Below are 26,329 nucleotides of genomic sequence, written 5' to 3' on the forward strand. Positions count from 1 at the left end.
CGCACAGAAGTGCAGAGTTTAGAGTTACAGTTCGCACCTTTTTCCCGGCGCTATTCTTTAATTAACTCTGATGTGCCTAAAGTAATGCCTTGTTCATCCGTTACGCTAACAATATATACTCCCCGAACAAGGGTGTGAACACCAGGGATGGCAATGTTATTGGTGCCCCCGATCAACGGCCGCTGCAGGTTACTCACAGGCATGCCACCCTGGTTATAAAGTTTAATATATGCTATTTGTTTTTTGCTGCTGTTTACTGAAACAGTAGCTGTATTTGATACAGGATTGGGGTATATTTTTATACCGGCTTTTTCCTGCGCGCCTGTACGTATACGTATAATTTGCGAATAAATAAATCTTCCGTCAAGGTCAACTTGTTTCAATCTGTAGTAATTCACCGTCAAAGGACTGGCATCTGTACTGGCGTATTCTTTGGTTGAGTTGCTGTTGCCCGTTGCCGTTACCGTTGAAAGCGTTTTCCAGTAAAGAGCATCGGCGCTTTTTTCAACAATAAAATTATCAAGGTTTTCTTCCTGTGCTGTTAACCAGTTTAACTGTACCTTATTATTATTGAGGTTGCCATTGAACGAAATCAGCTGAACCGGTAATGTAGTTGCTTTCTGAAAAGAAATATTTCCAATGGCGATGGCCTGTGCATCGGGATTGCTTTTTGCGGCGGCATTATTTCTGTAACGGATGGTAACAGAAGTAAGTGTAGTAGTGCCGAAATTAACCGTAACAGTACCTCGTTGATCAGTAGTTGATGATGCGCTGTTGCCACCCACTCCATCTGTTGTGTTGGCTGTAGCAACATTCCCTGATATGGTAACATAATTTGATGTTGACACCAGTTTACTTAAAGTTGGATTTGTTACGGCCGTGCCACTGTTGGTGCCGGTTACAACAACTTCATCGTAATAATCATTGTCGTTAGGACCTGGTTTATCAATATCTGCAATATTAAACGTTACATTCTTTACAGCTGTAGTGAAACTCACAACAATATCGGCATAACGGGTATTGCTGCTGAAGTTAACTCCAATAACAAGATTGGAAACATTTGAGCTTAACTGGGTTGTATAGGGATTACCGCCTGAACTTACTGTTGGGGAAGTATAAGATGTATGGCTTGAAAAGGCGGTAGACTGGGGACTGGTAATAGAAACAGTAGCATTCACCGTTGAGCTACCTATATTATTAGCTGTACCGCTGAGATCGCCATCGTACCAGCCGCCGGAAAAACTGGAACCCCAGTTTAGTGTATAGGTTTGCGCCATTGTTTGGTTTAGTGACATAGCAATAAATGCAATCAGGGTACAGATTGTTTTCATATCATACAGGTCTTGAGGTTGATTACATTTTTGCAAGTAAGCTGCCAAATAAGTACTACTATGTAATATGTTTTAAACAAAAACTTTATTCATGAAGATTTTTTACCTTATAAAAAAATCCTTCCCGAAGTGAGAAAATTTGTCCTAAAACCGGAAATATGTAGGGCATTAATACCAGTGTTTAACCCATTCATCTGTAATATGTTATGAAAAAAAATAATGTAAATCAGACGGCAACATTGCAGTAAATGTTGTTCCGGAAACGAATAGGCCGGAGTGGGACAAGAGGCAGATGTATGAGGAAAGTTGAAAAGGGAAGGGGCATTAATAAAAATAACAAAAACAACATATATGTATATGCTATTTTTGTTATTTCGAATGTTCTTTAAAGATTTAATTGCCGGAACTCATTTCACTCCACAATCTTCTCAGGCCGCATTTGGGGGAATAATAATACGTCCTGGATCGAAGGCTGATTGGTCATCAGCATTACCAGGCGGTCGATGCCAATACCGATGCCTGAAGTAGGCGGCATACCGTATTCGAGCGCACGTAGAAAATCGTTGTCGATAAACATGGCTTCGTCGTCGCCACGTTTCAGCAGCTCTGCCTGTTCTTCAAAACGCTCACGCTGATCGATGGGGTCGTTCAGCTCGCTGTAGGCATTGGCGATTTCTTTACCATTGATGATCAGTTCAAAACGTTCTACCAGTCCTGGTTTGCTGCGGTGCTTTTTGGTAAGCGGACTCATCTCTACAGGGTAATCGATGATGAAGGTGGGTTGCACATAATGATCTTCACATTTTTCACCAAACAATTCATCGATCAGTTTTCCTTTACCCATACTGGCCTCGGTATGAATGCCCAGTTTTTTGCATACTTCACGTAACTGGTCTTCATTCATATTGCTTACATCGAAACCGGTATGTTCTTTAATGGCATCGTATATGCTAATGCGTTTGAAGGGAGCCTTGAAATTAATGATGGCATTGCCTACCTGTACCTCGGTCGTATTGTGCAGAGCTACTGCAACTTTTTCGAACAACTGTTCGGTGATATCCATCATCCAGAAATAATCTTTATATGCCGTATACCATTCAAGAATGGTGAATTCGGGGTTATGCGTACGGTCCATACCCTCGTTGCGGAAGTTGCGGCTGAATTCGTATACCCAGTCGAACCCGCCCACGATGAGGCGTTTCAGGTAAAGCTCATTGGCAATGCGCAAATAAAAAGGCACATCCAGCGCATTGTGATGGGTAATAAACGGACGCGCAGCAGCTCCACCGGGTATTGCCTGCAATACGGGTGTATCTACTTCAAGGGCGCCCTGGCTGTTTAAAAATTCGCGCATGGTATTGATGAGGCGCGTACGTTTTACAAACACGTCTTTCACCTGCGGATTTATGATCAGGTCGGCATAGCGCTGCCGGTAACGGAATTCGGGATCGGTTACAGCGTCGAACGTTTCGCCTTCTGTTTCTTTTACAATCGGTAATGGTTTTAACGATTTGGTCAAAAAGGTAAGTTCTGTAACGTGTATGCTTGTTTCACCGGTTTTGGTGGTAAACACATAGCCTTTAACACCGATAATATCGCCCATATCGGTCAGGTGTTTCCAAACTTTATCATACATCGTTTTGTCGTCGCCGGGGCAAATTTCATCGCGTTTGATATACAATTGAATTTTACCGCTACTGTCCTGCAAAACGGCAAAAGAAGCTTTTCCCATATCGCGGATGCTCCTAATACGACCTGCCACGCATACGCTGGCAAAGTCGGCCTTATTTTCTTCTCCTTTATAATGCTGTTTAATAAAGGCGGCAGTGGTATTTACGGGATATAAAGGGGCGGGGTAGGGATCAATACCCAGTTGCTGTAATTCTTTTAATTTCTCGCGGCGAATAAGTTCCTGTTCTGACAAATGTTGTGTACTCATATTATTGCAAATGCGGCTGCAAAGGTACTTGTTAGGTGGCACACAACCAACGGCGGGGAAAACCGGTTACAGGTTACCAGTTTCCTGTTACCGGCGCCCCGGCATCTGGTAACCGGTAACTGGTATCTAATTCAGCGCCAGCAGCACCTGCCAGGCCTCGTGCACTTTACCCTCATCGAGCAGTTTTTTGGCGTAGGCATGCAGCTCGGTTTCCATGTCAGCGGGATTTATGGCGTAATATTGAAAAATACTTTTCAGCTGTGGGTCGTCAAAAGATGGATCAATAACCGGCATTTCGTTCACATTGCCCAATTGCGCCAGGTTATTGCCGGTAAGTATTTTGCTATTTTTCACAGGCTCGGGCAGGGCATCGATACCAATACCCAGTTTGGTATTCGGTTTTTCGACCTGAAAAAGATTTGATTCATCTACTTTACAATACCAGTCGCCCCCAAGGCGGGCCACATGGTGCAGCTTGCGCTGATCGATCATTTTATTTTCGTTCAGCAATTCATCGGCTATATGCATGCGCAGCACCTCGCATAAAACCAGGTTGCCGGCGCCGCCTTCGGTACCCAAAGGTTTTATTTCAATTACTTTACACTCCAGCTTTACTTTGCTTTCCTTTACCATCGGCGGTTTCACCAATGTGGCGGGTTCGCTGGTAAAACCTGCTTTTACAAACTCATTTACCTCTTTGGGAAATTCGCAGCTGGCCAAACTGGTTTGGTGTACCATTTCGTAATCAACAATGTTGATCACCACTTCGGGCACTTCCATTACATTTTCCAGTGTATGTTTAATGCTATTATCGCGCACCCGGCGTGCGGGTGAAAAAATAACGATGGGCGGATTGGAAGAAAACAAATTAAAAAAGCTGAATGGGCTCAGGTTTACATTGCCCTGCTTATCGATCGTGCTCGCAAAACAAATCGGGCGCGGTGCAATGGCGTGTTGCAGGTAATTCTGCTTTACGGGAGCCGTTAAATCTTTTAAGTCGAGAATCATAGTTTAATGTGCCAATGGGCAAATTAGCCAATGTGCAAATGAAAGCCTACAGTTCATTTGCACATTTTCACATTTGCTAATTTTCAAATTTGCTTTTTTCTGGCCAATATCGAAAAATCATCTTCCTCTTTAACAATCGTATTACTTAAAATTCCTAATCCGGTTACTTCCATGTCAACCACATCACCAGGTTGCAGCCATTGTTCTTTGTAATCGGGATCGTTGAGTTTGCCGGTGCCGTTCAGTTCTAAAAAGCAGCCGGTGCCTACGGTGCCGCTGCCTATTACGTCGCCGGCATACAGATCAACTCCGTATGATGCTCTTTCAATGATCTCGGCAAAGGTCCAGTCCATATCTTTCACATTGCCGTCGCTTACCTGTACATCGTTTACCCTGCATTGCATGCGAAGGTCCCAGTTTTTGCCGGTATGTCCTTCTTTTGCCGGTACTTCGTACTGTTCCAGCTCATCTAATGTTACCAGCCAGGGGCCGATAACTGTAGCGAAATCTTTTCCTTTGGCGGGTCCCAGGTTCAACAGCATTTCTTCCATTTGCAAACGGCGGGCGCTCATATCATTCATGATCATCAAACCACCAATGTATTCATCCGCATCTTCGGCCCTGATATTACGGCCGTGTTTACAAATTACGATGGCTACTTCGAGTTCAAAATCGAGTTTTTCGAAATGATCGGGCATGCATTGAATAGCACCCGGTCCCTGTATGCTGTGGTGGTTGGTAAAATAGAAAATTGGGTATTGATCAAATTCCGGTATCATGGGCACCTTGCGGTTACGGCGGGCGGCTGCCACATGCTGGCGAAAGGCATAACCGTCGCGGCATGAAGTGGGGAAAGGAACCGGCGCCAATAAAGATGCATTATTATAGGGTGTGCCTTTTGTTTTGGGTATTTTTCCTTCCCTGATCATCATTTCACCACCCAAAGCCATGGAATAGGCATCTTCCCAATAGTTCAGGAACATGCTCATATTATGCGGCATATCGGGATGTAATACTTCGGCATCGTATAAATAGCCATCTACCAGTATGGCAATACGGTCTTGCCCATCGCTGAGATACGAAACTATTTTCATTTATGGCAAATTTTAAAGGCTGCAATATAAAGCAAATCCCGAAGTCTGAAGTCAGAGGTCTGAAGTCTGAAGAGGAAAGTATGATGTATGAAGTACCAAGTAAGAAATAGGCGGGTAGTGAGAATATTGAGGTTCTTCTGACATCTGACTTCAGACATCTGACTTCATGCACCCGCATTGCGTTTTTTTGCCCTATAAAAAATTATATCTGTGCCCATTTTTGTTAGTACCTTTTGCCCCATGAAACGTTTTATTCTGTTGGCGGCAATGTCGGCAACAGCATATACCACCAATGCTCAATGTAAAACAGATGCCTGGCTTGAACAGCTGGTGCGGCAACAGGCTTCTCCTTTTTTAAAAGATATTTTGAACCAGCCCGATACGTTTCATTACCAGCTGATATATACCAAAATTGATCGCGATAAAAATAACCGGCCGCATTTTACCAATTACTACTACCGTGTTAACCGCCACGAATATTTTAACCCCGCTTCGATGGTAAAGCTGCCTACCGCTTTACTGGCGCTTGAAAAGATAAACACATTGCATCGGTATGGGGTGAACAAATATACTGCTATGCTTACCGATAGTGCGTATAACCATCAATCAAGAGCCTGGTACGATAGCAGCTCGGCTTACCTGATGCCATCAGTGGCCCATTATGTTAAAAAAATATTTCTGGTAAGCGATAACGATGCCTATAACCGGTTATACGAATTTGTTGGTCAGCAGCAATTGAACGAACGCTTATGGCAAATGGGTTATGCCGATACACACATCACCCGCCGGTTTGTAACTATGAATGAAGATGAAAACCGCCATACCAATCCTATCAGATTTGTTGCCGGAGATACTTTGTTGTATGCACAGCCTGCAGCTTATAATCTGATACCTTTCGATTTCGATAAAAAAATACTGATCGGACGGGCGCATTATAACCGGTACGACAGCCTCATAAACGCACCGATGGATTTTACAACCCACAATAATTTTCCGCTGGAAGATATGCAGCAGGTATTGCAATCGGCTTTATTCCCTAATTCGGTGCCTGCAAAAAAACGGTTTCAGTTAAACAGTGACGATTATGATTTTTTGTACCGTTATATGAGCGAGCTGCCATCAGAAAGCGATTATCCGCATTACGATACAACCGAATACTTCGACAGCTATACCAAATTTTTTATGTTCAAAGCATGGAAAAGCAAAATTCCATCGTACATAAGGGTATTTAATAAAACCGGCTGGTCGTATGGATTTTTAACCGATGTTGCCTATATAGTTGATTTCAAAAATAAGGTTGAGTTTATGTTAAGCGGTAATATTTATGTGAACAGTGATGGTGTTTTAAACGATGATAAATATGAGTATGAAGAAACCGGCTATCCTTTTTTTAAAGAAGTGGGTAATATTATTTATCAGTATGAATTGAAAAGGAAAAGACAATATACTCCTGACCTGAGCAGTTTTAAGTTCGATTATAAAAATCATGAGCGTTTTTAGCATTGCCCCATAAGGCATACCCAAAATTAACCGGGTATAGATGAAAAATTGACCTCCTCCTAAACCCCCTGAAGGTTTAAAAGCACACGCATGAAAAAATTTCTTTCAATTACTATAATTTCTGTACTCCTTATCATTACCGGTTTTGTTGAAAAGAAACAAACCGAACCAGATAGCTGGATCCGCATTAACCTGCTGGGCTATAAACCCATTAGCAGTAAAGTAGCTGTATGGTGCAGTAAACAATTACAAACGATCAATGAGTTTGAAATCATCGATGCCGGCAACCGCAAAGTTGTATACAAGGGAAAAGCGGTTCAACCATTTGGAGCTTATGGCCCGTTTGTACAAACTTACCGGTTGAATTTTTCGGCGTTTACCAAACCCGGGCGGTATATGATTAAAGCAGCCTCGGTAATTTCACCTGAATTTATCATTGGGCAGGATGTATATAAAGGAGCGGCCGACTTTTGTTTGCGTTATATGCGCCAGCAACGCAGCGGCTTTAATCCGTTTTTGAAAGATAGTTGCCACACCCATGATGGCTATACTTTATACGGGCCCATGCCCGATAGTACACATATAAACGTTAGCGGCGGCTGGCACGATGCATCGGATTACCTGCAATATGTTACCACATCGGCCAATGCCACTTATCATTTGCTGGCCGCATATCGCGATTTTCCCAAAGTGTTTACCGATCAGTACCAGGCCAACGGGTTAAGCGGTAAAAATAACCGTGCCGATGTACTGGACGAAGCCCGGTGGGGGCTCGACTGGTTATTAAAAATGCACCCTAAAGAGGATTGGTTGTTTAATCAGATTGCCGATGACCGCGATCATCATGGAATGCGTATACCCAAAGAAGATAGTTTTTACGGCAGGGGGTACGAACGCCCGGTTTATTTTTGTACCGGCGAACCGCAGGGATTTGGAAAATATAAAAACCGGTCAACCGGTTTGGCCTCCACCGCCGGCAAATTTGCGAGCGCATTTGCGTTGGGCGCTGCTGTATTGCACGATTCTGTTTTAAAACAACGTTCCCTATCGGCCTGGGCATTGGGCTTGCAAAAGCCAGGTGTTTGTCAAACGGCGCCCGGTAAGTCGCCCTATTTTTATGAAGAAGATAACTGGACCGATGATATGGAACTGGCCGGTGCTGCCATATATGATATGGCCAGCATTTCGATGAACCCCCGGCATAATAAATATTTAAAGCAGGCTTATGATTTTGCGCAGCAGGAAAAAGTAACTCCCTGGCTGGGGTCCGATACTGCAAAACATTATCAGTGGTATCCTTTTATTAATGTAGGTCATTACGAATTGGCCCGGCAACTGGCAGGAAAAGAACAAAAAGAAATTATCGGATATTATAAACAGGGCATCGACCTTGTTTGGCAAAAAGCAAAACAAAATGCTTTTTACCGGGGCGTTCCCTTTATATGGTGCAGTAACAATCTTACTACTTCCTTTGCCATACAATGTTACTGGTACCGTAGGCTAAGCCGCGATGCTGCTTATAATGAGCTGGAACAGGCCAATTTCGACTGGTTATTTGGCTGTAATCCCTGGGGCACCTCCATGGTGTATGGCTTACCGGCAACGGGAGACACACCAACTGATCCGCATTCGGCATTTACGCATCTTAAAAAATACCCCATCGACGGTGGTTTGGTTGATGGCCCTGTTTATGGTTCTATTTATAAAAATCTTATAGGTATAACATTGAATGAGCCCGATGAGTATGCTGCTTTTCAAAGCGACCTCGTAGTGTATCATGATGATTATGGCGATTATTCAACCAATGAGCCTACCATGGATGGCACCGCTTCGCTGATTTATTTGCTGGCAGCAAAAGAGGCGGGTTTGGCCCCCGCCCCGGCCCCCCTGAATGTCCCCGGTGGGGGGACTCAGGGAGGGAAGACTTCCGATATGGGAACTTTCGGGCGCTCAAACAATAAGCCGGGCGAAACCGGTAAAGACATGCGCACCACCCAGCAGGAAGCCGAAACAGGAAGCGCTTCCGATGAGAGTACCTCCGGGATTTCCAATGTGGGTACTTCCGGTGATAGAACTTCCAAAGAGGGCACCTTGAGTCAGGGTTCAAAAAAGGGGGCACCGTCAAAAGATCCTGGTACGCAGGCAGATCCTAAACAGGGAACCTTTACTTATAGTTATGGTGCTATAATACGAGGCGATACCAGCCAGAAAAAACTGGCGCTTGTTTTTACCGGCGATGAATATGCCGATGGCGCACCTGATATCATTCAAACGCTTCTGCAGAAAAGACTAAAGGCTTCTTTTTTCTTTACCGGCCGTTTTTACCGCAACCCTGCATTCAGGTCCTATATTCAGCAACTGGTGATACTGGGTAATTACCTCGGCGCTCACGCCGACCAACACCTGCTATATTGTGATTGGACTAAACGCGATAGTTTACTGGTTACAAAAAATCAGTTTAAGGCCGACCTGTTGAAAAATTATGACGCCATGCAGGCTTTTGGTATCACCAAAAAACAGGCCCCGTTTTTTTTGCCTCCCTATGAATGGTATAACGACTCCATTGCAGCATGGACCCGGCAGCAGGGACTTCAACTGGTAAATTTTACCCCCGGAACCTACAGTAATGCCGATTATACCACGCCCGATATGAAAACCTGGCGCAGCAGCGCCGCTATTGTAGATTCCATTAAAGCTTATGAAAAAAGGAGTCCCGGCGGCCTTAATGGGTTTATACTGTTGCTTCATATTGGTACCAACCCCGCACGAACAGATAAATTGTATAAACAGCTTCCCCTGCTTATAGACTTCCTTCGCAGAAAAAATTATTCATTGGTTACTATCAATGAGTTATTAAAGTAACCTTAAAAAGAGATGTAAAAAGTATCGTTTATGCAGCGCTTGCGGCATGATGAAGATCAATATTGCTTAAAAATAATTGACCTTTATGTAAACTTTTTTTAACCATACGGGTTACATTATAATACATCAACTTTTCCAACAACCACACGGTACCCTAAGCAAGCATACAATTAAGACAGGATTTGTTTAAAAAGCGATGACCGATGGAAAAGGTAACCAAACCACGCTATGCGAAAAGTGGCGGCGAAGCCATTTTTCAACAATTGCGGCAGGATGTGAATACTCTTGTGCTGCAATTGGAACCCAAACGCCGGGGAAGCATTCTATTAAAAGCTGTATTATTCCCCGTACTATATCTTTTTATTTATTGTACTATATTAGCCGCAGGAGATCACCCGGTTGTTTTTTATACCGGTTATTTTTTACTGGGTATTACCCTGGTAATGATTTTTTTAAATATTATTCACGATGCCGTGCATGGCACTATATTCAACAGCAAATGGCTGAATGAATGGTACGTTTACATTTTTGATTTAATGGGCGCCAATAGTTATATATGGCGATTACGGCATATTCGCTTTCATCATAATTATCCTAACGTTAACGGATGGGATACCGATATTGAGCAAAGCAATCTTGTACGCATTTTTCCTGATAGCAGCACGTTGTATCTTCATCGCTATCAACATATATATATGCCGCTTTTATATCCATTATATCTTTTTAACTGGTTACTGGTACGCGACTTTAAAGACTTTTTTAATAAGAAAAGAACCATCTGGAAGCTGATTACTATTCCTGGTATCGAATATGTAAAACTGTTTGTATTTAAAGCGCTGTTTCTATTATACCTTATCGTGTTGCCCAAATTGATACTGGGTGTAGCATGGCTGCATGTAATTGCCGGCTTTTTGCTAATGCTGTTTACCGCCAGTGTTTTTTCGTTAATGGTATTGTTAAGTCCGCATGCCAACACCAGCTCTGAATTTCCCAACCCCGATGAGGAAAATAAACTGGCCCATAGCTGGATGACGCATATGTTCATTACCACCAACGATGTAACGCACGATAACTGGTTTACGCGGTCCTTTATGGGCTGTTTTAATTATCATGTGGCGCATCATCTTTTTCCCAATATCAATCATATTTATTATCCCGAAATAACCGGATTACTGAAAGACTATGCTGCCAGGTATAACTGGCCATACCGGCAATACTCATTAGGAGAGTCGCTGTTTAAACATTACCGGTTGTTAAAACAGAACGGGGTAACGGAGAATATTTTTGAAGAAACAATGTAAGGCACAGGATTCAAGGCTCATGGTACAAGACGTTTAAATTTGAACAGGTTAACTTTAGTTTAACTGATCTCATTTCATGACTTGTGCCTTGTACCTTGTGCCTTGTAGCTTAAATTTTTTTATTTTTGCTAATATTTAAGCGGTTATGAAATTTGAGAAGATACATAATAAAGGACAGGCACGATTATTTCAGAACCAATACCTTGAGATGCTCACCAAAACGCATCCTTTGGTTATATGGGGTATGTATGTGCCGGTGATTGTGTATATGCTTTATTACAGCAACGATCATTTTGGTTTTTCGGCCCTGCGCATTACGATTACATTCTTCAGCGCCCTGTTATTCTGGACGTTTTTCGAATACATCGCTCACCGTTTTTTGTACCATTGGGTAAGTGAAAATCCCCGTGTGCAGAAGTTTGTGTACACCATGCATGGTAACCACCATCATTATCCCCGCGATAGGCAACGCCTGTTTTTGCCACCGGTGCCCAGTTTGATATTGGCTTCGGCCATTTTTGGGCTGATGTACCTGATCATTCGGCAACATGTTTTTATGTTCTTCCCCGGCTTTATGCTCGGTTATTTATTATACGGCAGCATGCACTATGCTATTCATGCCTGGAACCCTCCTTTTAAATGGATGAAACCGCTGTGGCGCAATCACCACCTGCATCATTATAAAGATGAAAACAAGGGATATGGGGTAAGTACCACTATCTGGGATAGAGTATTTGGTACCATGTTCGACCTTGGGAAGGAAAAGGAAGATAAGGAGAAGGTGAGGGAGCTTATGTTTAAAAGTTGATCAGTTGATCAGTTAACCAGTTAACTGGTTAACTGATCAACTGGTTAACTAAAAACGTATCTATAGGTTCTATGTATCTTATCCTGCTTTGCACCCGTTGCTTCGTGCAGGGCGATCATTTTATCGTTAAAATCACCCACCCAGGCCAATTCTACGCCCGTTATAGTATTCCGTGGCAGTACTTCAAGCTGCAGGCAGCGGATCAGAGCCGATTCAATACCATGGTTCTGGAACTTCTTTTTACAACCCATAATTATGATCCTGAGGCGATTGACGGTTGTGGTTTTTGAATACCAGAAAAATTTTAGCTTACCCCACAGGTTTAGTTTGCCGTTTACGTGCTTCAGTATCTGGTTAACGTCGGGCAAACATAATACAACCGCAATCGGTTCATCATTATAATAGGCAAACCAAATGATCTTTTCGTCCATGATGGCTTTCATCTGGCGGAACGATTCTTTGATGGTGCCCATTTCAATAGGGGTAAAATTTTCAAAATCGCTCCAGGCGTCGTTATAAATTTCGCGAAAGTCGCCGGCAAAACGGTCGAACTGCTTTTTACTGAAATGGCGAAAAGTATAGCCCGGTTTTTTCATCACCCAGTCGGCTATTTTGGTAAACCTTTCGGGCAGGGGCGTGGTAGCGTCAAGAAAATTGGTAAACTGGTCGTACAATTTGGTAAACCCGTACGATTCAAAAAAATCTTTGTAATAAGCAGGATTGTAATTCATGCCCAGGCTTGGCGGTTTATATCCGTGTATCAGCAGGCCCCAGTATTTATCGTTTTCTCCAAAATTTATTGGGCCGTCCATGGCCTGCATACCCTTAGCTTTCAGCCAGTTTTTGGCCGTATCGAATAGTAAAAAAGCGGCCTTGATATCGTTAATGCACTCAAAAAAACCTAATCCGCCGGTTGGTTGTGGGTTTTTATGGGCTTTTTCATAATTAATAAAAGCTGCTATACGGCCTATGGGCGAGCCGTTTTTATCTGTAAGTAACCAGCGGTTACATATACCGTGCGAAAAAAAAACATTCCGGGAAGGGTCGAATACGGCCTCCACATCACTGTTGAGCGGGCGAATCCAGTTTGAATCACTTTTATAGATAATCCCTGGCATATTTATAAATTCCCGCGCCTGTATATCATTAGCTACCTCTATCAGGTTCATGTAGCGAACTTAGGAATTATTCACCATTTATCGTCATCCGGAATATTCTGTTGTGGTTTGAATTGTGCCCGCATTTGTAATTTCTGCAACTGCCGTTCTATAATAAGATTTGCGATTAACAGCCCGGCATCTTCCCCGGCATGCGTATTTAAAGTTTCCTTCAGCGTATTTTCTGAAATGTCTATTCGGTAAAGGATATTGATCAGGCGGGCAAAATCGTTATCTATTAAATGATTGATGCCGGCCGTCAGCACCTGTAACAGATCGGTTTTACTACCTGTAGCAGGAATGTTAAAATCTTTCGTCAGTTCCTGGTGTACCAGTAATATATTTTCTTCGGTCAATTGCATAGCTGTGTTAATAAGATCGGTTTACATGAAAAAAAATTTGCAGGCATCCTGTGTATTATGACAGCAGATTTTTGTGTTGAAAATACTGCCATCAGGATGCGTTTATACCTCAAAAAGTTCGGCCCGTATGCCATCATTTAAGTACATTTACATAAGAGATGTAACCAGAGAGCGACTGATTTGCATCTGTAAGTTAACGCATTCATTGACCCTCACTTAACGTAACATTTTAACCTTATTCTCAGGATATGCGTTGGAGTGCAGGGATAATTGTATGCTTATTGCTCGTGAGTACCTGTGTGCAGGCACAGCGCACCCGCTTTGGTATTATCAAAGGTACAGTTATCGATTCATTAAGCCTGCGCCCACTCGAATCAACCTCCATTGCCGTTTATCTTTTATCAGATTCTTCTTTAATTAACTATGCCCTTGCGGGCCACAAAGGCGAATTTAGTATTGGAGAGATTCCCTTTAATAAAGCCTGTAATGTAGTTATCACTTTCAGAGGTTATGAAACCTTTGAACAGAAAATTACCCTTTCAGCCGAAAACCGGGAAATGAAACTCGATACCATTCGCCTGGTTAAAGTATTTAACGAATTGAAGGCGGTGACCGTTACCGCCCAGCGACCGCCTGTTTCGGTAAAACAGGATACGCTCGAGTTCAATGTATCGTCTTTTAAAACCATGCCCAATGCCATGGTCGAAGACCTGCTGAAACAATTACCGGGTGTTGAAGTTGATAAAGACGGCAATATTACCATCAACGGTAAAAAGGTAACAAAGCTAATGGTCGATGGCAGGGATTTTTTTGGTGGTGATCCTAAAATTGCACTTAAAAACCTGCCGAAAGATATCATTGATAAGTTGCAGGTAATGGATAACAAAAGCAAGGAGGCCCGTTTTAATAAAACCTCCACCGGAAACGAAGACCTGGCCATTAATCTTACACTTAAAAAAGAAGTGCAAAAAGGCTGGTTTGGCAGGGTGAGTGCCGGTTATGGATCGAACGAACGGTACGAAGCGGGCGGCATGATCAATTTCTTTAGCGGCGCCAAACAGCTGAATTTTATTGGCAATGTTAACAATACCAACCGGGGTAGTATTTCGGGAAGCGATTTCAATATGAGCAACCTGCAAAGCACGCTCGATGGCGGCGGTGGCGGATTAACCCGCTCTGCATCGGGCGGTTTGAACTTCAGCGAAAACCTGGGCAGGCAGCTAAAACTGAATGGCAGTTATTTTTATAACAGCAGCCATAACGACAATTTTTCAAAAGCGCAGCGGTTGAACAAATTGCCCGATACTTCTTTCTATTACAATAGTGAAAACAACAGTACTAACAACTATACCAATCACCGGTTGTCGCTGAATGCCAGTTATACCATCGATACGCTGACCGAAATTAATATTAACTCGTATGTAAATACCAATGGGAGCGATGCCGTTACCACCAACACCGCTACCTCAAACAGCCTTGCGGGCCAGTTGATCAATACCAGCGCAAATACCTACAGTTCAAAGGGGGATGGTAAATATTGGACCGGAGAATTTTTTGTAAGTCATCGTTTTCGAAAATTGGGCAGGGGCTTTACGCTGGGCTTTAATTATAATTATAACGATCTCAAGTCGACCAATGATAATGTTGGTCAAAACGATTTTTATAAAAACGGGTCGATCGACAGCACCGATGTGCTCAACCAGCGAAGCTTTATAAAGAATTCGGGCAATATTCTTTCGTTTACCGCAACGTATAGCGAACCGGTAACCAAATACATTAACGCCATTTTACGGTATAATTACAACTACAACAATAGCTGGTCAGATAAGATTACCAACCGGTTCAATGCTGTAACCGGTAAATACGATCTTGAAGATTCGGCTTATACCAATGCTTTTCGTAACATAAATGCGGTACATAACCCCGATGTAAGTTTGTCGTACAATAAAGATCAGTACAGAGCATCGATAGGGTCGGGCATTCAGTTTCTGAAGCAGGACAACTATTCACCTACCGCCAACACTTTACTGCATCAGTACTATATGAATTTCTCGCCATCTGCCAACGTGGGCTATAACTTCAGTAAAACAGGAAGCGTGTCGCTTTATTATAATGGTCGCAGTCAGCAGCCTTCTATACAACAATTGCAGCCGGTGCCTGATAACAGTAACCCGCTGTACGTGCAGCTGGGTAATCCCGATTTGCGCCCTTCGTTTTATCACAACATCAGTATGCAGGTTCGTGAATCAAAGGGCAACAACTACTGGTTTACAGGCCTGAATTTTAATACAACCAGAAACCAGATCGTTTATCAAACCTGGTACGATGATGTGGGCCGGCAGATAACACAGCCTGTAAACCTGAATGGCAATTACGGTTTGTCGGGTAACCTGCAGTACAGCCGTACCTGGAAGCAGAACGATGTAATACTGCGCATGAACCTGGGCAGTAACGGCTATTTTAACCGGAATAATACTTTTAGCAATAAGGTGAACATAACCTCAAACAGCTACAGTATTTCGCAATCGGTTGGGTTGAATTTTACCTATAAGCAGTTGTTTAGCGTTATGCCGGCTTTTAACATTCGCTATAATAAAACGCATTATTCGCAATCGATACAGGATGCCGATTTCAATACCAAAAGCCTTTCGGTAAGCGCCTTCTGGAATAAACCCAAATGGCTGATCGTTGAAAATAACCTGCAGTATAATTATAACAGCCAGATGGCGGCAGGCTTCAGCAAAAGTGTTACCATGTGGAGCGCCGCCGTTAATTGCTTATTATTTAAAAAGCAACAGGGCATTTTGCGGTTAGCTGTGTACGATATATTAAAACAGAATGCGGGAGTGTACCGCAGCATTTCACAAACCTATATCGAAGACCGGCAAACACAGGTGCTGCAGCAATACTTTTTGCTGAGCTTTATATATAATTTGAGGAAGTTCAATATAAAGCAATAGGCAGTGGGCAGTGGAAAATTGTAAGCGGAGAAGTTAAGCGATTGAGTGGCGAATTAGGTTAGAATTTTTCTACCACTCCCAAACCAAATAAAGCAAAATCATATTTCACCGGATCGCTGGCATCGAGGCGCCGCAGGCAGGTAGTTAGCTCAAGGGCGGCCTGCCAGTCGATTTGCTTTCGGGGCAACAGGTTAAAACGTTTGGCTACCCGTGCTACATGTAAATCAATTGGGCAAATGAGCTGTGCGGGTTGTATGTTTTTCCAAATGCCGAAATCAACACCGCGGTCATCGCGGCGCACCATCCACCGCAAATACATATTCAGTCTTTTGCAGGTCGATTTTCGTTCGGGTGAGGCAATGTGCTTGCGGGTTCGGTTCGGTACATCGTTGAGCGAAAAGAAATAATGATGAAAACCGGTGAGTGCATTTTCGATAGTATCATCGGTAGCCTCCATGCTTCGCGTAAAGGCTGTTTCAAAACTGCTATGCGTTGAATAATGGAATTTTAAAAACTCAATAAAGTATAACAGGTCGGTGGTGTTAAAGGTGCGGTGCCTGAACAACAGCAGTTTTTTCAATGCAGAATCGCTGTGCTGTACAATAAACTGATGCGGCGACATGTCCATCGCCTGCATCAGTTCGTGCGATTTTTTTATAATCGTAGTGCGGTTGCCCCAGGCAAATACGGCTGCAAAGAACCCCGCAATTTCAATATCCTGCTGTTTGGTAAAAAGATGGGGTATTGAAACAGGATCATCTTTAATAAAGGAGAGCTGGTTGTACTCCTCTACTTTCCGGTTCAGAAATTCTTTTAAAGATGGCTGTTTCATACGGAAATGTCGAATAACGAATAATAAATGAAAAATGAAGAAGTAACCCTCAATTCAGAAAACCTGACTAATAGCAATCTTCAATAACACATGAATCACCTACTCGCCACTAACAACTCACTACTTGCCTTTCACCATTGCCTGCTCACTACTGCCCACTGCCTTTTTTAACCAATAGCTATCTTCAAATCCTCAATCAGATCTTCGGCATCTTCGATACCTACGCTTAGGCGTATAAGTGAATCGCTGAGGCCGTTTTTAATGCGTTCTTCACGGGGAATAGAAGCATGCGTCATGGTGGCGGGGTGATTAATGAGCGATTCAACCCCTCCAAGGCTTTCGGCCAGTGCAAATACTTTTGTAGCCGATAACAGTTTCATAGCGGTTTCTACACTATCGTCTTTTAATGTAAAGCTGATCATTCCGCCAAAGCCGCGCATTTGTTTTTTGGCAATGGCATAACCTGGGTGATCGGTAAAGCCGCACCAGTAAACATGACCAACCTTTGGATGATTGCGTAAAAAATGGGCTATTTTTTCTCCGTTCTCGCAATGACGTTGCATGCGTATGTGTAGGGTTTTAATGCCACGCAATACCAAAAAACAATCCATAGGTCCGGGTACTGCGCCACAGCTTTTTTGAATAAAATACAACTGATCGCGTAGCGCCTGGTCGTTCATTATAAGAGCGCCCTGAATAACATCACTGTGTCCACCGAGGTATTTGGTCGAAGAGTGCATTACAATATCGGCACCCAGGTCGAGCGGGTTTTGCAGATAAGGCGATGCAAATGTATTATCAACACAAAGCAGAATATTGTTGGCTTTGGCAATAGCAGCCACAGCTGCTATATCAACCACATTGATGAGCGGATTGGTAGGCGTTTCGGTCCAGATGAGTTTTGTGTTTTTGTTGATGTAGGGTTGAATGTTTTCGGCCTGCTGCATATTTATATAATGAAAGCGGATGCCGAATTTTTCAAATATTTTGGTAAACAACCTGTAGGTGCCGCCATACATGTCATTGGCTGCAATTACTTCATCGCCGGGTTGTAACAATTTGATAACGGCATCGGTTGCGGCCACTCCGCTGCTGAATGCAAGACCATACTTTCCGTTTTCGATAACAGCCAGTGCTTCTTCAAGTGCAAAACGGGTAGGGTTTTGCGAGCGGGCATATTCAAAACCTTTATTTTTTCCGGGGGCAGATTGTACAAAGGTGGATGTTTGATAAATAGGCGTCATAATAGCGCCGGTAGAAGGATCGGGTTCAGCTCCTGCATGTATGAATTTGGTACCTAATTTCATATTATCTGATTGAAAATAAATGATTTAATAATGGTTAAGGAATAATGATCAGAATTTGCAAAGATGCGTAAAATAATGCCACTGAACCTTCGCTACGCTCAGAAGATATTGCCACGGATTCCATTCTTCCGCCTTCGGCGGAATATAACTTTTGCCACAGATTGCACAGATGAACACAGATTCTTTTACTTCGCCAACTGCTGTATTTATCTGTGTTAATCTGTGGCAACCCCATTATTCGCGAAGCGAAAATATCCGGATATCCGGTTTAACAGAAACTTAACCCGAATATGAAAATTTGTTGTAACATTTTGCAAACCGGTTACCCGCCTGCATTTGATGGCCAACTTTGCATGAGCGTGGATGCATAAAATGTGCGAAAACATTCGTAGATCTTGTCATGTACCCCCCACCTGTACCAATTACCTTGACTTGCCCTTTATTCAACACTACTTTTGGTTCATCAATCACGCATTTTAAATAAAAAGCCATGAAAAAAGTATCAGCCATGATTATTTGCGTTCTGCTTGCAGCAGGCGCTTTTGCTTTCGATCCGAACGAAAAAGTATTAAAAGCATTCAATGAAACCTTCAGCAGTGCAACAGAAGTACGCTGGGAAGAATTTCCCACCTATTTCACTGTAAGCTTTGTTAACTCAGGTATCAGAACAAAAGTTAATTATGATAAGGAAGGAAAAATGCTGAGCTCTCTCAGATATTATGCTTCGCAATACCTGCCTTTGAATATCCTTAATAAAATAAGCAACGATCATCCTACCAAAAAAATATTTGGCGTAACAGAAGTTACACATGAAGGTACCGTAGCTTACTTTATTAAATTAGAAGATAAAACATATTGGTATACGTTGAAAGTAGACGCTGATGGCAACAGCCAGCAGACAGAAAAATACAGAAAGATTTAAGTGCCGGCTTCGCATTGAGATTTTACGAAGGGTGAGTTACTCTCTTAGAAAGTAGCTCACCCTTCTAAGCAAAATAAAGGTGAGCTTTCCTCTTGAAGGTAGACTCACCTTTACTATTTCGAAACCGTTTAGGATGTTTTTAATAATTGTCCGGCAACAAGATATCGCCAGTCGTAATTGTCAGCTGCATGTGCATCCTGCGGCTGAATTTTTTTATGCAGCACCTGTTCTTTTAATATGCCTCGTTTTACAAGTTCTTTTTTCGACTCGTGCGCATAATCGAGCAATCGCCGGTCTTTCATCCATTGCAGCTGTGGCGGTTCAAAACCAACTTTATCGGTTCGCCATACGATGTTACGGGGCAGCTTATCTTCCATGCTTTTACGCAGTAGCCACTTCGTATAACCGTTATGAATTTTAAAACGGGCAGGTATCGAAAACAATAATTTTACCAGCTGATGGCTTAAAAAAGGCAGCCGCACTTCGGTTCCGTGCGCCATGCTGTTTCGGTCGGCATAACGCAGCAGCTCTTCCAAACCATTTACAAATGTGTTATAGTAAAGGATGTTGTTCAGTTCATCAAAATGGGCAATGTCGTAGTACGATTCGCCCGAAGCAGCAATGAATGATTGTGTAAGATCGTGCAAGCCCAACTGCTGACGGGCGCGTCTGCGGCGTACATACCAGCCTGCCCAGGTTGGAAAAGCGGCAGCCATTTTATTTTTTAATCCCCAGGGTTCTGTAATGCCCAGCTTGCGTGCGTTGCCAAATTCAGCATGCAATAATTTTTTATCCTGCCTGTACAATTGCTGCCAGTACCAGTGATAATATTTATGATAACCGGCCAGTAATTCGTCGGCGCCCTGCCCATCGAGTAATACAGTAACCCCATGGCTGCGGGCCAGCTCATATACATAATATTGCGCCGCTACACTGGCCGATTGAAAAGGTTCTTCCTGGTGATAGCATATTTTTTCAAAATCACTGATCAGCCGGTCGGCAGTGGGCTGTACTTTGAAATTTTGCGTAGCAAAGTAATCGCAGGCCAGTTGTATATAGGATGATTCATCCCGCTTAAAGCCGGGAAATATTGCTGAAAACGTTTTATACTGTGTTGCAGCAGGCGCTATAGCATATATGCCGGCCAATACCGACGAACTATCAAGGCCGCCGCTTAACGAAGTGCCTATGGGAACATCGCTTCGTAAACGTCTTTGCACCGATTGGCCAAATAGCTGATTGAACTGCTCTACAGCATTTTTTTCTGAAATGCTTTCATCAACAAAATCAACATCTATATTCCAGTATAACGAATGGTTTATGTAATGTTCTTTAAAATGATAGGTTATAAAAGAACGGGCGGGCAGTTTTTGTATAGAAGCATAAAAAGTTTCTTCAGGATTGGCAGGGTTTTGAGTATAGCCGAGCGTTAAATAATTGAAGAACATTTTTTCATTGATCTGCCTGTCGATACCTGCCGCCCACAGGGCTTTCATTTCACTGGCAAATACAAATTGCTTATCATCGAGGTAATAAAAAAAAGGTTTTTCGCCAAATCGGTCGCGGGCGGCAAAAAGCAATTGTTCCTCTTCGTCCCAGATGGCAAAGGCAAACATGCCATCGAAATACTGCAGGCAATTCGATTTAAAGCAATCATAGGCTGCCAGTATTACTTCGGTATCGGACTGGCTGGCAAAATGATAGCCCTTTTGCTGCAGCATTTCCCTCAGTTCGATATAGTTGTAAATTTCTCCGTTGTGAACGATCGTGTAGCGACTCCCGTAGTGCATGGGTTGCGAGGCTGCCTCGCTGAGGTCGATGATTGATAAGCGCCGATGACCAAAACCGGTAGTTCCGTTTTCATTCAGCCATTGTCCTTCCCCATCGGGGCCCCGGTGAGCCAGGGCATCAGTCATTTTTTGTAAACGATGAACCGATAGTAAGTCTGCCTTATTTGTTATGATTCCCGCTATGCCGCACATACCCCGACAAGATAGCAAAATTAAGTATCAAGTAATAAGTAGGTAATAGTTAAAGGCAGTGGAAAAGGGCGAGCAGGACCCTGATGGCGTATCAAAAGCCTGCTTATTACTTAATACTTACCACGTAATTGGCAATGCAGCTTTGGCGCTATCCCATTCCATAATCAGCTTTGCGCCTTTATCGGCCTTTTCAAATTCCATGGTAAAAACTTCGTAAGGGAAACGGGTTTTGGCCACAGGCACGGTAAACTTGTAGGCGTCTTTGGTAGAATCGATTTTAAGTCCCCAGGTAAACAAATCGTTATTTAAAACAAGGGTCCATTTTGTTTCGTAAGGTATACAGTACAAAACATAGCGACCCTTAAGCACTTTCTGATTATTGATATTTACGTCTTTAAAAAATTCAATTTCTGTGGCCTCATTGGCACCCAGTCGCCAGATGGAACCATACTTGATAAGATCGCCAAAAATAATCCGGTTATCTTTTTGTGGCCGGCTGTAAATAACCCGTGCAATTAACGGTTGCGATACATTGCCCGACATTTTTAATTTGGGATAATCAACCGGATAATAGCTCATGTCCATGGGCGATTTATCGAATCCCAGCTGAGCGGCTTTTTCGGCCTGAACAGGCTGAGAAGGGGTAATAGTTACTGTGTTGCTGCCCGATGGCGATTTTTGATCGCAACCGGCCAATATCCACAATACCCATAAAATGCTGCAATATTTTTTAAAATGCCTGGTTTGGTGCATGTGTTTACTTTATAATAGTGATGGGCAAGGTGGTTTTTACATCGTCCCAGGCCATGATTATATTAGCGCCGGAATCGGTTTTGTCGAATACCAGTGTAAAAACCTCAATGGGGTCCTGTTGTTTTTCAACTTTAACATCGGTACGCAATACATCTTTTTTATCATCATATTGAAAAGCGCCCCAAATATCGGTTTCTTTATTAAAGATAACTGTCCATTTATCCTGATAAGGAATGGCATACATGGTGTAGCGGCCTTTTTTGAGGATTGAATTATCAATTTTTACATCTTTATACAACTCAATTTCAGTGGCTTCATTGGCCCCGAGGCGCCAAACTTTGCCATATTCGATCAGTTCGCCAAAAATAGTACGTCCATTTTTTTGGGGCCGGCTATACAATACCCGTGCAACCAGCGGTTCGGTAGCTTTATTCTGAATTTTTAATATGGGAAAGTTGTTCGGGAAATAGCTCATATCCATCGGCGATTTATCGAGCGCCGGTACTTTAAACTGGGCATTGGCTGTTGCAATAAATATCGTTAGGGCAAAAAATGAAATCGCCAGTTGCTTCATCTGAGTATTTTTTGATTTTTTTTAAGACGATAGTAATGATGTAACGCGTTGTATGTTGTTGCTTTATTATTCTAAACGGCAAAAATAAAAGTTAGATACATTCCATACTAAAACTTATTTCAATACGAACGGTGTTTTTGACCAAACAATTCGCCGGCCGGAATGTTTGCAGCAACGTGGTGGCACATGTAAACTAATGTGCGTTGTTTACAATTTTTGTAATGTACTGTAGGCGTACCGCTGCAGGGCGGGAAAGAAATCGGTATAATATTGCTGAAGGCGGTGGTAATTATCTTCAAATAATTTAAAGGCTGTATCGCTGTCGGTTAAATAAGCCGACCGGCGCACCACTCCGGCAAAACTGCGTTCTATACCCAACCGGTTACGGTAATTGTACAGCCAGTTTTGTTGTTTCATATAAGGGTACATAAGCCGGAATGGCTCAGGAAAAACTTCGCGGTAATCTTCGAGGGAGTTATATACCTGCTGCGAAAATTGCGATAATGAGTCATCGGTAAATTGTTGCCAGTCGTTGGCCAGAAAATGATCATAACTCACATCAATAAATGCAGCGCTGTATAACCGGTAATAGGGTTTGAAAATATTTTTGGCTTCGCGGTTAGCGGCATGCTCATCGGTAAATGAATCAATAGCCCGATGCAGCATAATACCTTTGCGAACTTCTTCAGGATAAAGCAATTGCTGCTTACCCTTAACGAAATCGCTGATGAGGTTACCAGCCAGTACGGCCGGCTGATTAAAAGATAAATATGCGTGCGCCAGATAATTCACTAATACTTGTTGTAATTATCAATATAATATTTTACAATGATTTCAGGTAGTAAAAACTGATAAAAAAGTTTGAAAACAGAAATGCTGCCAAACCAGTAAAATAAGGTCAAACTGTATGCCGGTATATTATAATGTTTTGACAGTATGTCAGGTGTAAAACGTTGCGGGGCAGCCTCCTCTTTTCCGGTGCTCTATTTTAACAGTCACTTAAGCCTGTTTTAGGAAATATTTAAGTCTTTGACTGCAACCCTTTACCACACTGCATTTCACGTTATCAAAAACACGGCGGGACAGCAACTTGTTTAACCTGGGTTAACATTGCGCCCCTTTAATCAAAATTTTCGGGAAAAGGGTGTAACCTCTTTTACTTTCGTGTCGACTAATCATTAAAATCACCCGATTAGTAATCATTTAAAAGTAAAGCCATGAAAAAGTTTTTTATTTCTCTTACATTATTTATTAGTGTAATCAGCACAGTTGTTAATGCCGCACCTGTTAATAATATCGATCCCACAATGCCCGCAAAAGGCAGCGAAAAAGTAAGCTCCCGCATTCAATATGCATTTAAAAAAGAATTTGCCGGCGCTGTAGCCCTAAAATGGGAACGGTTCCCTGAAAACATTTATCAGGTGCATTTTATGTATAATAATGAAAGGATGAATGCCTTTTACGACGAGAATGCACAACTGGTGGCCACCGGCAGATTTATCAGCGAGCAATCGTTGCCTTTAATGGTGCAAACCAATATAGCCCGTAAATATGCATCGTATAGTTTTGTGCAGGCTATTGAACTTACACGTAATAGCGAAACAAGTTATTTAATCACATTTGAAAACGAACAATTTAAATTAGAAGTGCTGGCTTATAGCAGCGGCAATACGGAAGTATTTAAAAAAGAAAAAAGAATTCAGTAATTGTCTGTAACATTTTTAATCAAACTGTTACTTATATATCAAAGCCACTTAAAACAGTATAAATATAGCATCATGAAAAACAAAATCATCATTGGCATCTTTTTATTGATCACCGGCAGCGCCTTTGCCAATGGAATCGGAGAAGTGAATGATCATATCATCAATTCATTCAACAAAGAATTTGCCGGCGCACAAAACGTGCAATGGTCTGTAGGAAAAGAATATGCAAAAGTAACATTTACCCTGAACGAACAGGTTGTATATGCGTATTACACGCAGGATGGTTCGCTGGCAGCGGTAACGCGTAACATTGTATCGGCCCAGTTACCTATTAATCTGCTTACAGAAGTAAAGAAAAATTACAATCAATACTGGATTGCCGACTTGTTTGAAATGGCAGCCAATAACGAGAATGTATACTACATAACGCTCGAGAACGCCGATTACAAACTCGTACTAAAATCAATTGGAACCAATGGCTGGGAAGTATTCAAAAAAGAAAAGAAACAAAAAGTATAACTACGGTTTTTCTTATAGTTGGTTTTAGTTGGAAAGTAAAGGCCCCTGATTTTTCGGGGGTCTTTTTTTTGAAGTCTGAAGTCTGAAGTCAGAAGTCAGAAGTCGGAGGTCAGAAGTCGGAAATCTGAAATCGGATTTGAGAAATCTGAGGTATGAGGCCAGGGTTAAGAAGTATGAAGTACGAGTGAAGCAGGGGGTGATGAACTATAGGGTTTTTCTGACTTCTGATCTCTGACTTCCGACTTCGTTTCCCCCTAAAGTTGTGCTTTTGTCAACTGCTCAATTGCCCATTGCCAATTGCCTGCTGTTTCCCTACCTTTGCCGCCACAAAAAAAACTGATCATGAGCAAAGGTCCTGTTTCACAATTTATACAACATCATTACCGGCACTTTAATGCCGCTGCACTGGTTGATGCCGCCAAAGGGTACGAAACCCATTTACTCGAAGGTGGAAAAATGATGGTTACACTGGCCGGCGCCATGAGTACCGCCGAACTGGGTGTTTCGCTGGCCGAAATGATTCGCCAGGATAAAGTACAAATTATCAGCTGCACAGGCGCCAACCTCGAAGAAGATATTATGAACCTGGTGGCTCATGATCACTATAAAAGAATTCCTAATTACCGCGATCTTACCCCGCAGCAGGAGTGGGAGTTGCTTGAGCAGGGCCTGAACCGTGTAACCGATACCTGCATACCCGAAGAAGAAGCGTTTCGCCGTATTCAGCACAATATTGTAAAACTGTGGAAAGATGCCGATGCAAACGGCGAGCGTTATTTTCCGCACGAATTCATGTATAAGCTGCTGCTTAGTAAGGTAATGGAAAAAGATTACCAGATCAATACAAAAGATAGCTGGATGATCGCAGCCGCCGAAAAAAATATACCCATCATTGTTGGCGGCTGGGAAGACAGCACCATGGGTAATATTTTCGCTTCGTATGTTATCAAAAACGAAATGAAGGCAACTACCATGAAAAGTGGTATTGAGTATATGGTTTGGCTGGCCGACTGGTATCGTAAAAACAGCGAAGGAAAAGGAGTAGGATTTTTTCAGATAGGTGGTGGCATTGCCGGTGATTTTCCTATTTGCGTGGTGCCCATGATGTACCAGGATCTTGAATGGCATGATGTGCCTTTCTGGAGCTATTTCTGCCAGATCTCGGATTCTACAACCTCTTACGGCTCCTATTCGGGAGCTGTTCCCAACGAAAAAATTACCTGGGGCAAATTAGATATCAATACGCCCAAATATATTGTTGAAAGTGATGCTACTATTGTAGCACCGCTCATATTTGCCTGGATATTAGGTTGGTAAAAACTCTTAATCGCTTGTTAACGAAGCCCCACGCTGAATCGGCGGGGCTTTTTCATTGTAATTTCGCCCGCTTTAGGCGCAATTACAGCGTATTC

Annotated in this window: 21 protein-coding genes; 9 read left to right on the plus strand and 12 right to left on the minus strand. The window is 42.6% G+C overall.

The features are described 5' to 3' along the window. Nucleotides 1-50 precede the first annotated feature (50 nt). The 4 genes from AC59IL_RS11895 to AC59IL_RS11910 form a co-directional block, all read right to left on the minus strand. Nucleotides 51-1,331 (minus strand): T9SS type A sorting domain-containing protein, encoded by a 1,281-nt coding sequence (locus tag AC59IL_RS11895; protein WP_496552345.1) that lies wholly within the window; start codon nt 1,329-1,331, stop codon nt 51-53. Between the two features lie 412 nt (nt 1,332-1,743). Next, entirely contained in the window at nt 1,744-3,270 is a 1,527-nt protein-coding gene (gene lysS / locus AC59IL_RS11900) for a lysine--tRNA ligase (protein WP_496552346.1), read from the minus strand. 126 nt (nt 3,271-3,396) lie between these two features. Continuing rightward, complete coding sequence (locus AC59IL_RS11905) at nt 3,397-4,278, minus strand: flavin reductase family protein (protein ID WP_496552347.1); 882 nt, start codon at nt 4,276-4,278, stop codon at nt 3,397-3,399. Between the two features lie 83 nt (nt 4,279-4,361). After that, the gene (locus tag AC59IL_RS11910; protein WP_496552348.1) at nt 4,362-5,372 is read right to left on the minus strand and encodes a fumarylacetoacetate hydrolase family protein; all 1,011 of its coding nucleotides are present in this window, start codon (nt 5,370-5,372) and stop codon (nt 4,362-4,364) included. Nucleotides 5,373-5,612: 240 nt separating this feature from the next. On the opposite strand from AC59IL_RS11910, the gene AC59IL_RS11915 reads away from it, so the two are divergent. The 4 genes from AC59IL_RS11915 (at nt 5,613) to AC59IL_RS11930 (ending at nt 11,843) form a co-directional block, all read left to right on the plus strand. Further along, nucleotides 5,613-6,872 carry a serine hydrolase gene (locus AC59IL_RS11915; RefSeq protein ID WP_496552349.1) on the plus strand — a complete coding sequence of 420 codons (1,260 nt, stop codon included), beginning with the start codon at nt 5,613-5,615 and terminating at the stop codon, nt 6,870-6,872. 90 nt (nt 6,873-6,962) lie between these two features. After that, nucleotides 6,963-9,734 (plus strand): bifunctional glycoside hydrolase family 9 protein/polysaccharide deacetylase, encoded by a 2,772-nt coding sequence (locus tag AC59IL_RS11920; protein WP_496552350.1) that lies wholly within the window; start codon nt 6,963-6,965, stop codon nt 9,732-9,734. A gap of 203 nt (nt 9,735-9,937) precedes the next feature. Then, nucleotides 9,938-11,035, plus strand: a complete 1,098-nt coding sequence (locus AC59IL_RS11925; RefSeq protein WP_496552351.1) for a fatty acid desaturase family protein — start codon at nt 9,938-9,940, stop codon at nt 11,033-11,035. 145 nt (nt 11,036-11,180) lie between these two features. Beyond that, the gene (locus AC59IL_RS11930; RefSeq protein ID WP_496552352.1) at nt 11,181-11,843 is read left to right on the plus strand and encodes a sterol desaturase family protein; all 663 of its coding nucleotides are present in this window, start codon (nt 11,181-11,183) and stop codon (nt 11,841-11,843) included. Between the two features lie 44 nt (nt 11,844-11,887). Here the strand turns inward: AC59IL_RS11930 and AC59IL_RS11935 are convergent, their stop codons facing one another. Together AC59IL_RS11935 and AC59IL_RS11940 are read right to left on the minus strand one after the other, a co-directional pair. After that, complete coding sequence (locus AC59IL_RS11935) at nt 11,888-13,012, minus strand: GNAT family N-acetyltransferase (protein WP_496552353.1); 1,125 nt, start codon at nt 13,010-13,012, stop codon at nt 11,888-11,890. Nucleotides 13,013-13,032: 20 nt separating this feature from the next. Beyond that, on the minus strand, nt 13,033-13,362 hold the full coding sequence (locus tag AC59IL_RS11940) for a hypothetical protein (protein ID WP_496552354.1): 330 nt from the start codon (nt 13,360-13,362) through the stop codon (nt 13,033-13,035). A gap of 248 nt (nt 13,363-13,610) precedes the next feature. Between AC59IL_RS11940 and AC59IL_RS11945 the strand changes: the two genes are divergently transcribed. Beyond that, nucleotides 13,611-16,322, plus strand: coding sequence for an outer membrane beta-barrel protein (locus tag AC59IL_RS11945; protein WP_496552355.1), 2,712 nt, complete (start codon nt 13,611-13,613; stop codon nt 16,320-16,322). 58 nt (nt 16,323-16,380) lie between these two features. Here AC59IL_RS11945 and AC59IL_RS11950 read toward each other — a convergent pair whose 3' ends face one another. Together AC59IL_RS11950 and AC59IL_RS11955 are read right to left on the minus strand one after the other, a co-directional pair. After that, a complete protein-coding gene (locus AC59IL_RS11950) occupies nt 16,381-17,154 on the minus strand; it encodes a TIGR02757 family protein (protein WP_496552356.1) in 774 nt (257 codons plus the stop codon). A 167-nt stretch (nt 17,155-17,321) separates the two neighbouring features. Beyond that, the gene (locus AC59IL_RS11955) at nt 17,322-18,461 is read right to left on the minus strand and encodes a cystathionine gamma-synthase (RefSeq protein ID WP_496552357.1); all 1,140 of its coding nucleotides are present in this window, start codon (nt 18,459-18,461) and stop codon (nt 17,322-17,324) included. A gap of 490 nt (nt 18,462-18,951) precedes the next feature. Between AC59IL_RS11955 and AC59IL_RS11960 the strand changes: the two genes are divergently transcribed. Then, the gene (locus AC59IL_RS11960; protein WP_496552358.1) at nt 18,952-19,383 is read left to right on the plus strand and encodes a hypothetical protein; all 432 of its coding nucleotides are present in this window, start codon (nt 18,952-18,954) and stop codon (nt 19,381-19,383) included. A 128-nt stretch (nt 19,384-19,511) separates the two neighbouring features. Here AC59IL_RS11960 and asnB read toward each other — a convergent pair whose 3' ends face one another. The 4 genes from asnB to AC59IL_RS11980 form a co-directional block, all read right to left on the minus strand. Then, a complete protein-coding gene (gene asnB / locus AC59IL_RS11965) occupies nt 19,512-21,365 on the minus strand; it encodes an asparagine synthase (glutamine-hydrolyzing) (protein ID WP_496552359.1) in 1,854 nt (617 codons plus the stop codon). 117 nt (nt 21,366-21,482) lie between these two features. Beyond that, nucleotides 21,483-22,118, minus strand: a complete 636-nt coding sequence (locus AC59IL_RS11970) for a DUF2911 domain-containing protein (RefSeq protein WP_496552360.1) — start codon at nt 22,116-22,118, stop codon at nt 21,483-21,485. 4 nt (nt 22,119-22,122) lie between these two features. Next, nucleotides 22,123-22,692: a DUF2911 domain-containing protein gene (locus AC59IL_RS11975; RefSeq protein WP_496552361.1), complete on the minus strand. Its 570-nt coding sequence runs from the start codon at nt 22,690-22,692 to the stop codon at nt 22,123-22,125. 207 nt (nt 22,693-22,899) lie between these two features. Further along, entirely contained in the window at nt 22,900-23,484 is a 585-nt protein-coding gene (locus AC59IL_RS11980; RefSeq protein ID WP_496552362.1) for an acyl carrier protein phosphodiesterase, read from the minus strand. 425 nt (nt 23,485-23,909) lie between these two features. Here AC59IL_RS11980 and AC59IL_RS11985 point away from each other — a divergent pair, with 425 nt between their 5' ends. The 3 genes from AC59IL_RS11985 to AC59IL_RS11995 all read left to right on the plus strand — a co-directional run bounded on the left by AC59IL_RS11985 (nt 23,910) and on the right by AC59IL_RS11995 (nt 26,234). Continuing rightward, entirely contained in the window at nt 23,910-24,398 is a 489-nt protein-coding gene (locus AC59IL_RS11985) for a hypothetical protein (protein ID WP_496552363.1), read from the plus strand. A gap of 72 nt (nt 24,399-24,470) precedes the next feature. Continuing rightward, on the plus strand, nt 24,471-24,917 hold the full coding sequence (locus AC59IL_RS11990) for a hypothetical protein (RefSeq protein ID WP_496552364.1): 447 nt from the start codon (nt 24,471-24,473) through the stop codon (nt 24,915-24,917). Between the two features lie 342 nt (nt 24,918-25,259). Further along, complete coding sequence (locus AC59IL_RS11995; protein WP_496552365.1) at nt 25,260-26,234, plus strand: deoxyhypusine synthase family protein; 975 nt, start codon at nt 25,260-25,262, stop codon at nt 26,232-26,234. The last annotated feature ends 95 nt before the right edge of the window (nt 26,235-26,329 follow it).

The sequence above is a fragment of the Niastella sp. sgz303648 genome (assembly GCF_059587045.1).

What these genes read in the sequence shown, in the direction of transcription:
- AC59IL_RS11910 (WP_496552348.1), bottom strand. Translation starts at nt 5,372, where the DNA reads ATGAAAATAGTTTCGTATCTCAGCGATGGGCAAGACCGTATTGCCATA.
- AC59IL_RS11975 (WP_496552361.1), bottom strand. Translation starts at nt 22,692, where the DNA reads ATGAAGCAACTGGCGATTTCATTTTTTGCCCTAACGATATTTATTGCA.
- AC59IL_RS11990 (WP_496552364.1), top strand. Translation starts at nt 24,471, where the DNA reads ATGAAAAACAAAATCATCATTGGCATCTTTTTATTGATCACCGGCAGC.
- AC59IL_RS11940 (WP_496552354.1), bottom strand. Translation starts at nt 13,362, where the DNA reads ATGCAATTGACCGAAGAAAATATATTACTGGTACACCAGGAACTGACG.
- lysS (WP_496552346.1), bottom strand. Translation starts at nt 3,270, where the DNA reads ATGAGTACACAACATTTGTCAGAACAGGAACTTATTCGCCGCGAGAAA.
- asnB (WP_496552359.1), bottom strand. Translation starts at nt 21,365, where the DNA reads ATGTGCGGCATAGCGGGAATCATAACAAATAAGGCAGACTTACTATCG.
- AC59IL_RS11935 (WP_496552353.1), bottom strand. Translation starts at nt 13,012, where the DNA reads ATGAACCTGATAGAGGTAGCTAATGATATACAGGCGCGGGAATTTATA.
- AC59IL_RS11970 (WP_496552360.1), bottom strand. Translation starts at nt 22,118, where the DNA reads ATGCACCAAACCAGGCATTTTAAAAAATATTGCAGCATTTTATGGGTA.
- AC59IL_RS11985 (WP_496552363.1), top strand. Translation starts at nt 23,910, where the DNA reads ATGAAAAAGTTTTTTATTTCTCTTACATTATTTATTAGTGTAATCAGC.
- AC59IL_RS11960 (WP_496552358.1), top strand. Translation starts at nt 18,952, where the DNA reads ATGAAAAAAGTATCAGCCATGATTATTTGCGTTCTGCTTGCAGCAGGC.
- AC59IL_RS11995 (WP_496552365.1), top strand. Translation starts at nt 25,260, where the DNA reads ATGAGCAAAGGTCCTGTTTCACAATTTATACAACATCATTACCGGCAC.
- AC59IL_RS11950 (WP_496552356.1), bottom strand. Translation starts at nt 17,154, where the DNA reads ATGAAACAGCCATCTTTAAAAGAATTTCTGAACCGGAAAGTAGAGGAG.
- AC59IL_RS11915 (WP_496552349.1), top strand. Translation starts at nt 5,613, where the DNA reads ATGAAACGTTTTATTCTGTTGGCGGCAATGTCGGCAACAGCATATACC.
- AC59IL_RS11920 (WP_496552350.1), top strand. Translation starts at nt 6,963, where the DNA reads ATGAAAAAATTTCTTTCAATTACTATAATTTCTGTACTCCTTATCATT.
- AC59IL_RS11945 (WP_496552355.1), top strand. Translation starts at nt 13,611, where the DNA reads ATGCGTTGGAGTGCAGGGATAATTGTATGCTTATTGCTCGTGAGTACC.
- AC59IL_RS11925 (WP_496552351.1), top strand. Translation starts at nt 9,938, where the DNA reads ATGGAAAAGGTAACCAAACCACGCTATGCGAAAAGTGGCGGCGAAGCC.
- AC59IL_RS11955 (WP_496552357.1), bottom strand. Translation starts at nt 18,461, where the DNA reads ATGAAATTAGGTACCAAATTCATACATGCAGGAGCTGAACCCGATCCT.
- AC59IL_RS11905 (WP_496552347.1), bottom strand. Translation starts at nt 4,278, where the DNA reads ATGATTCTCGACTTAAAAGATTTAACGGCTCCCGTAAAGCAGAATTAC.
- AC59IL_RS11895 (WP_496552345.1), bottom strand. Translation starts at nt 1,331, where the DNA reads ATGAAAACAATCTGTACCCTGATTGCATTTATTGCTATGTCACTAAAC.
- AC59IL_RS11930 (WP_496552352.1), top strand. Translation starts at nt 11,181, where the DNA reads ATGAAATTTGAGAAGATACATAATAAAGGACAGGCACGATTATTTCAG.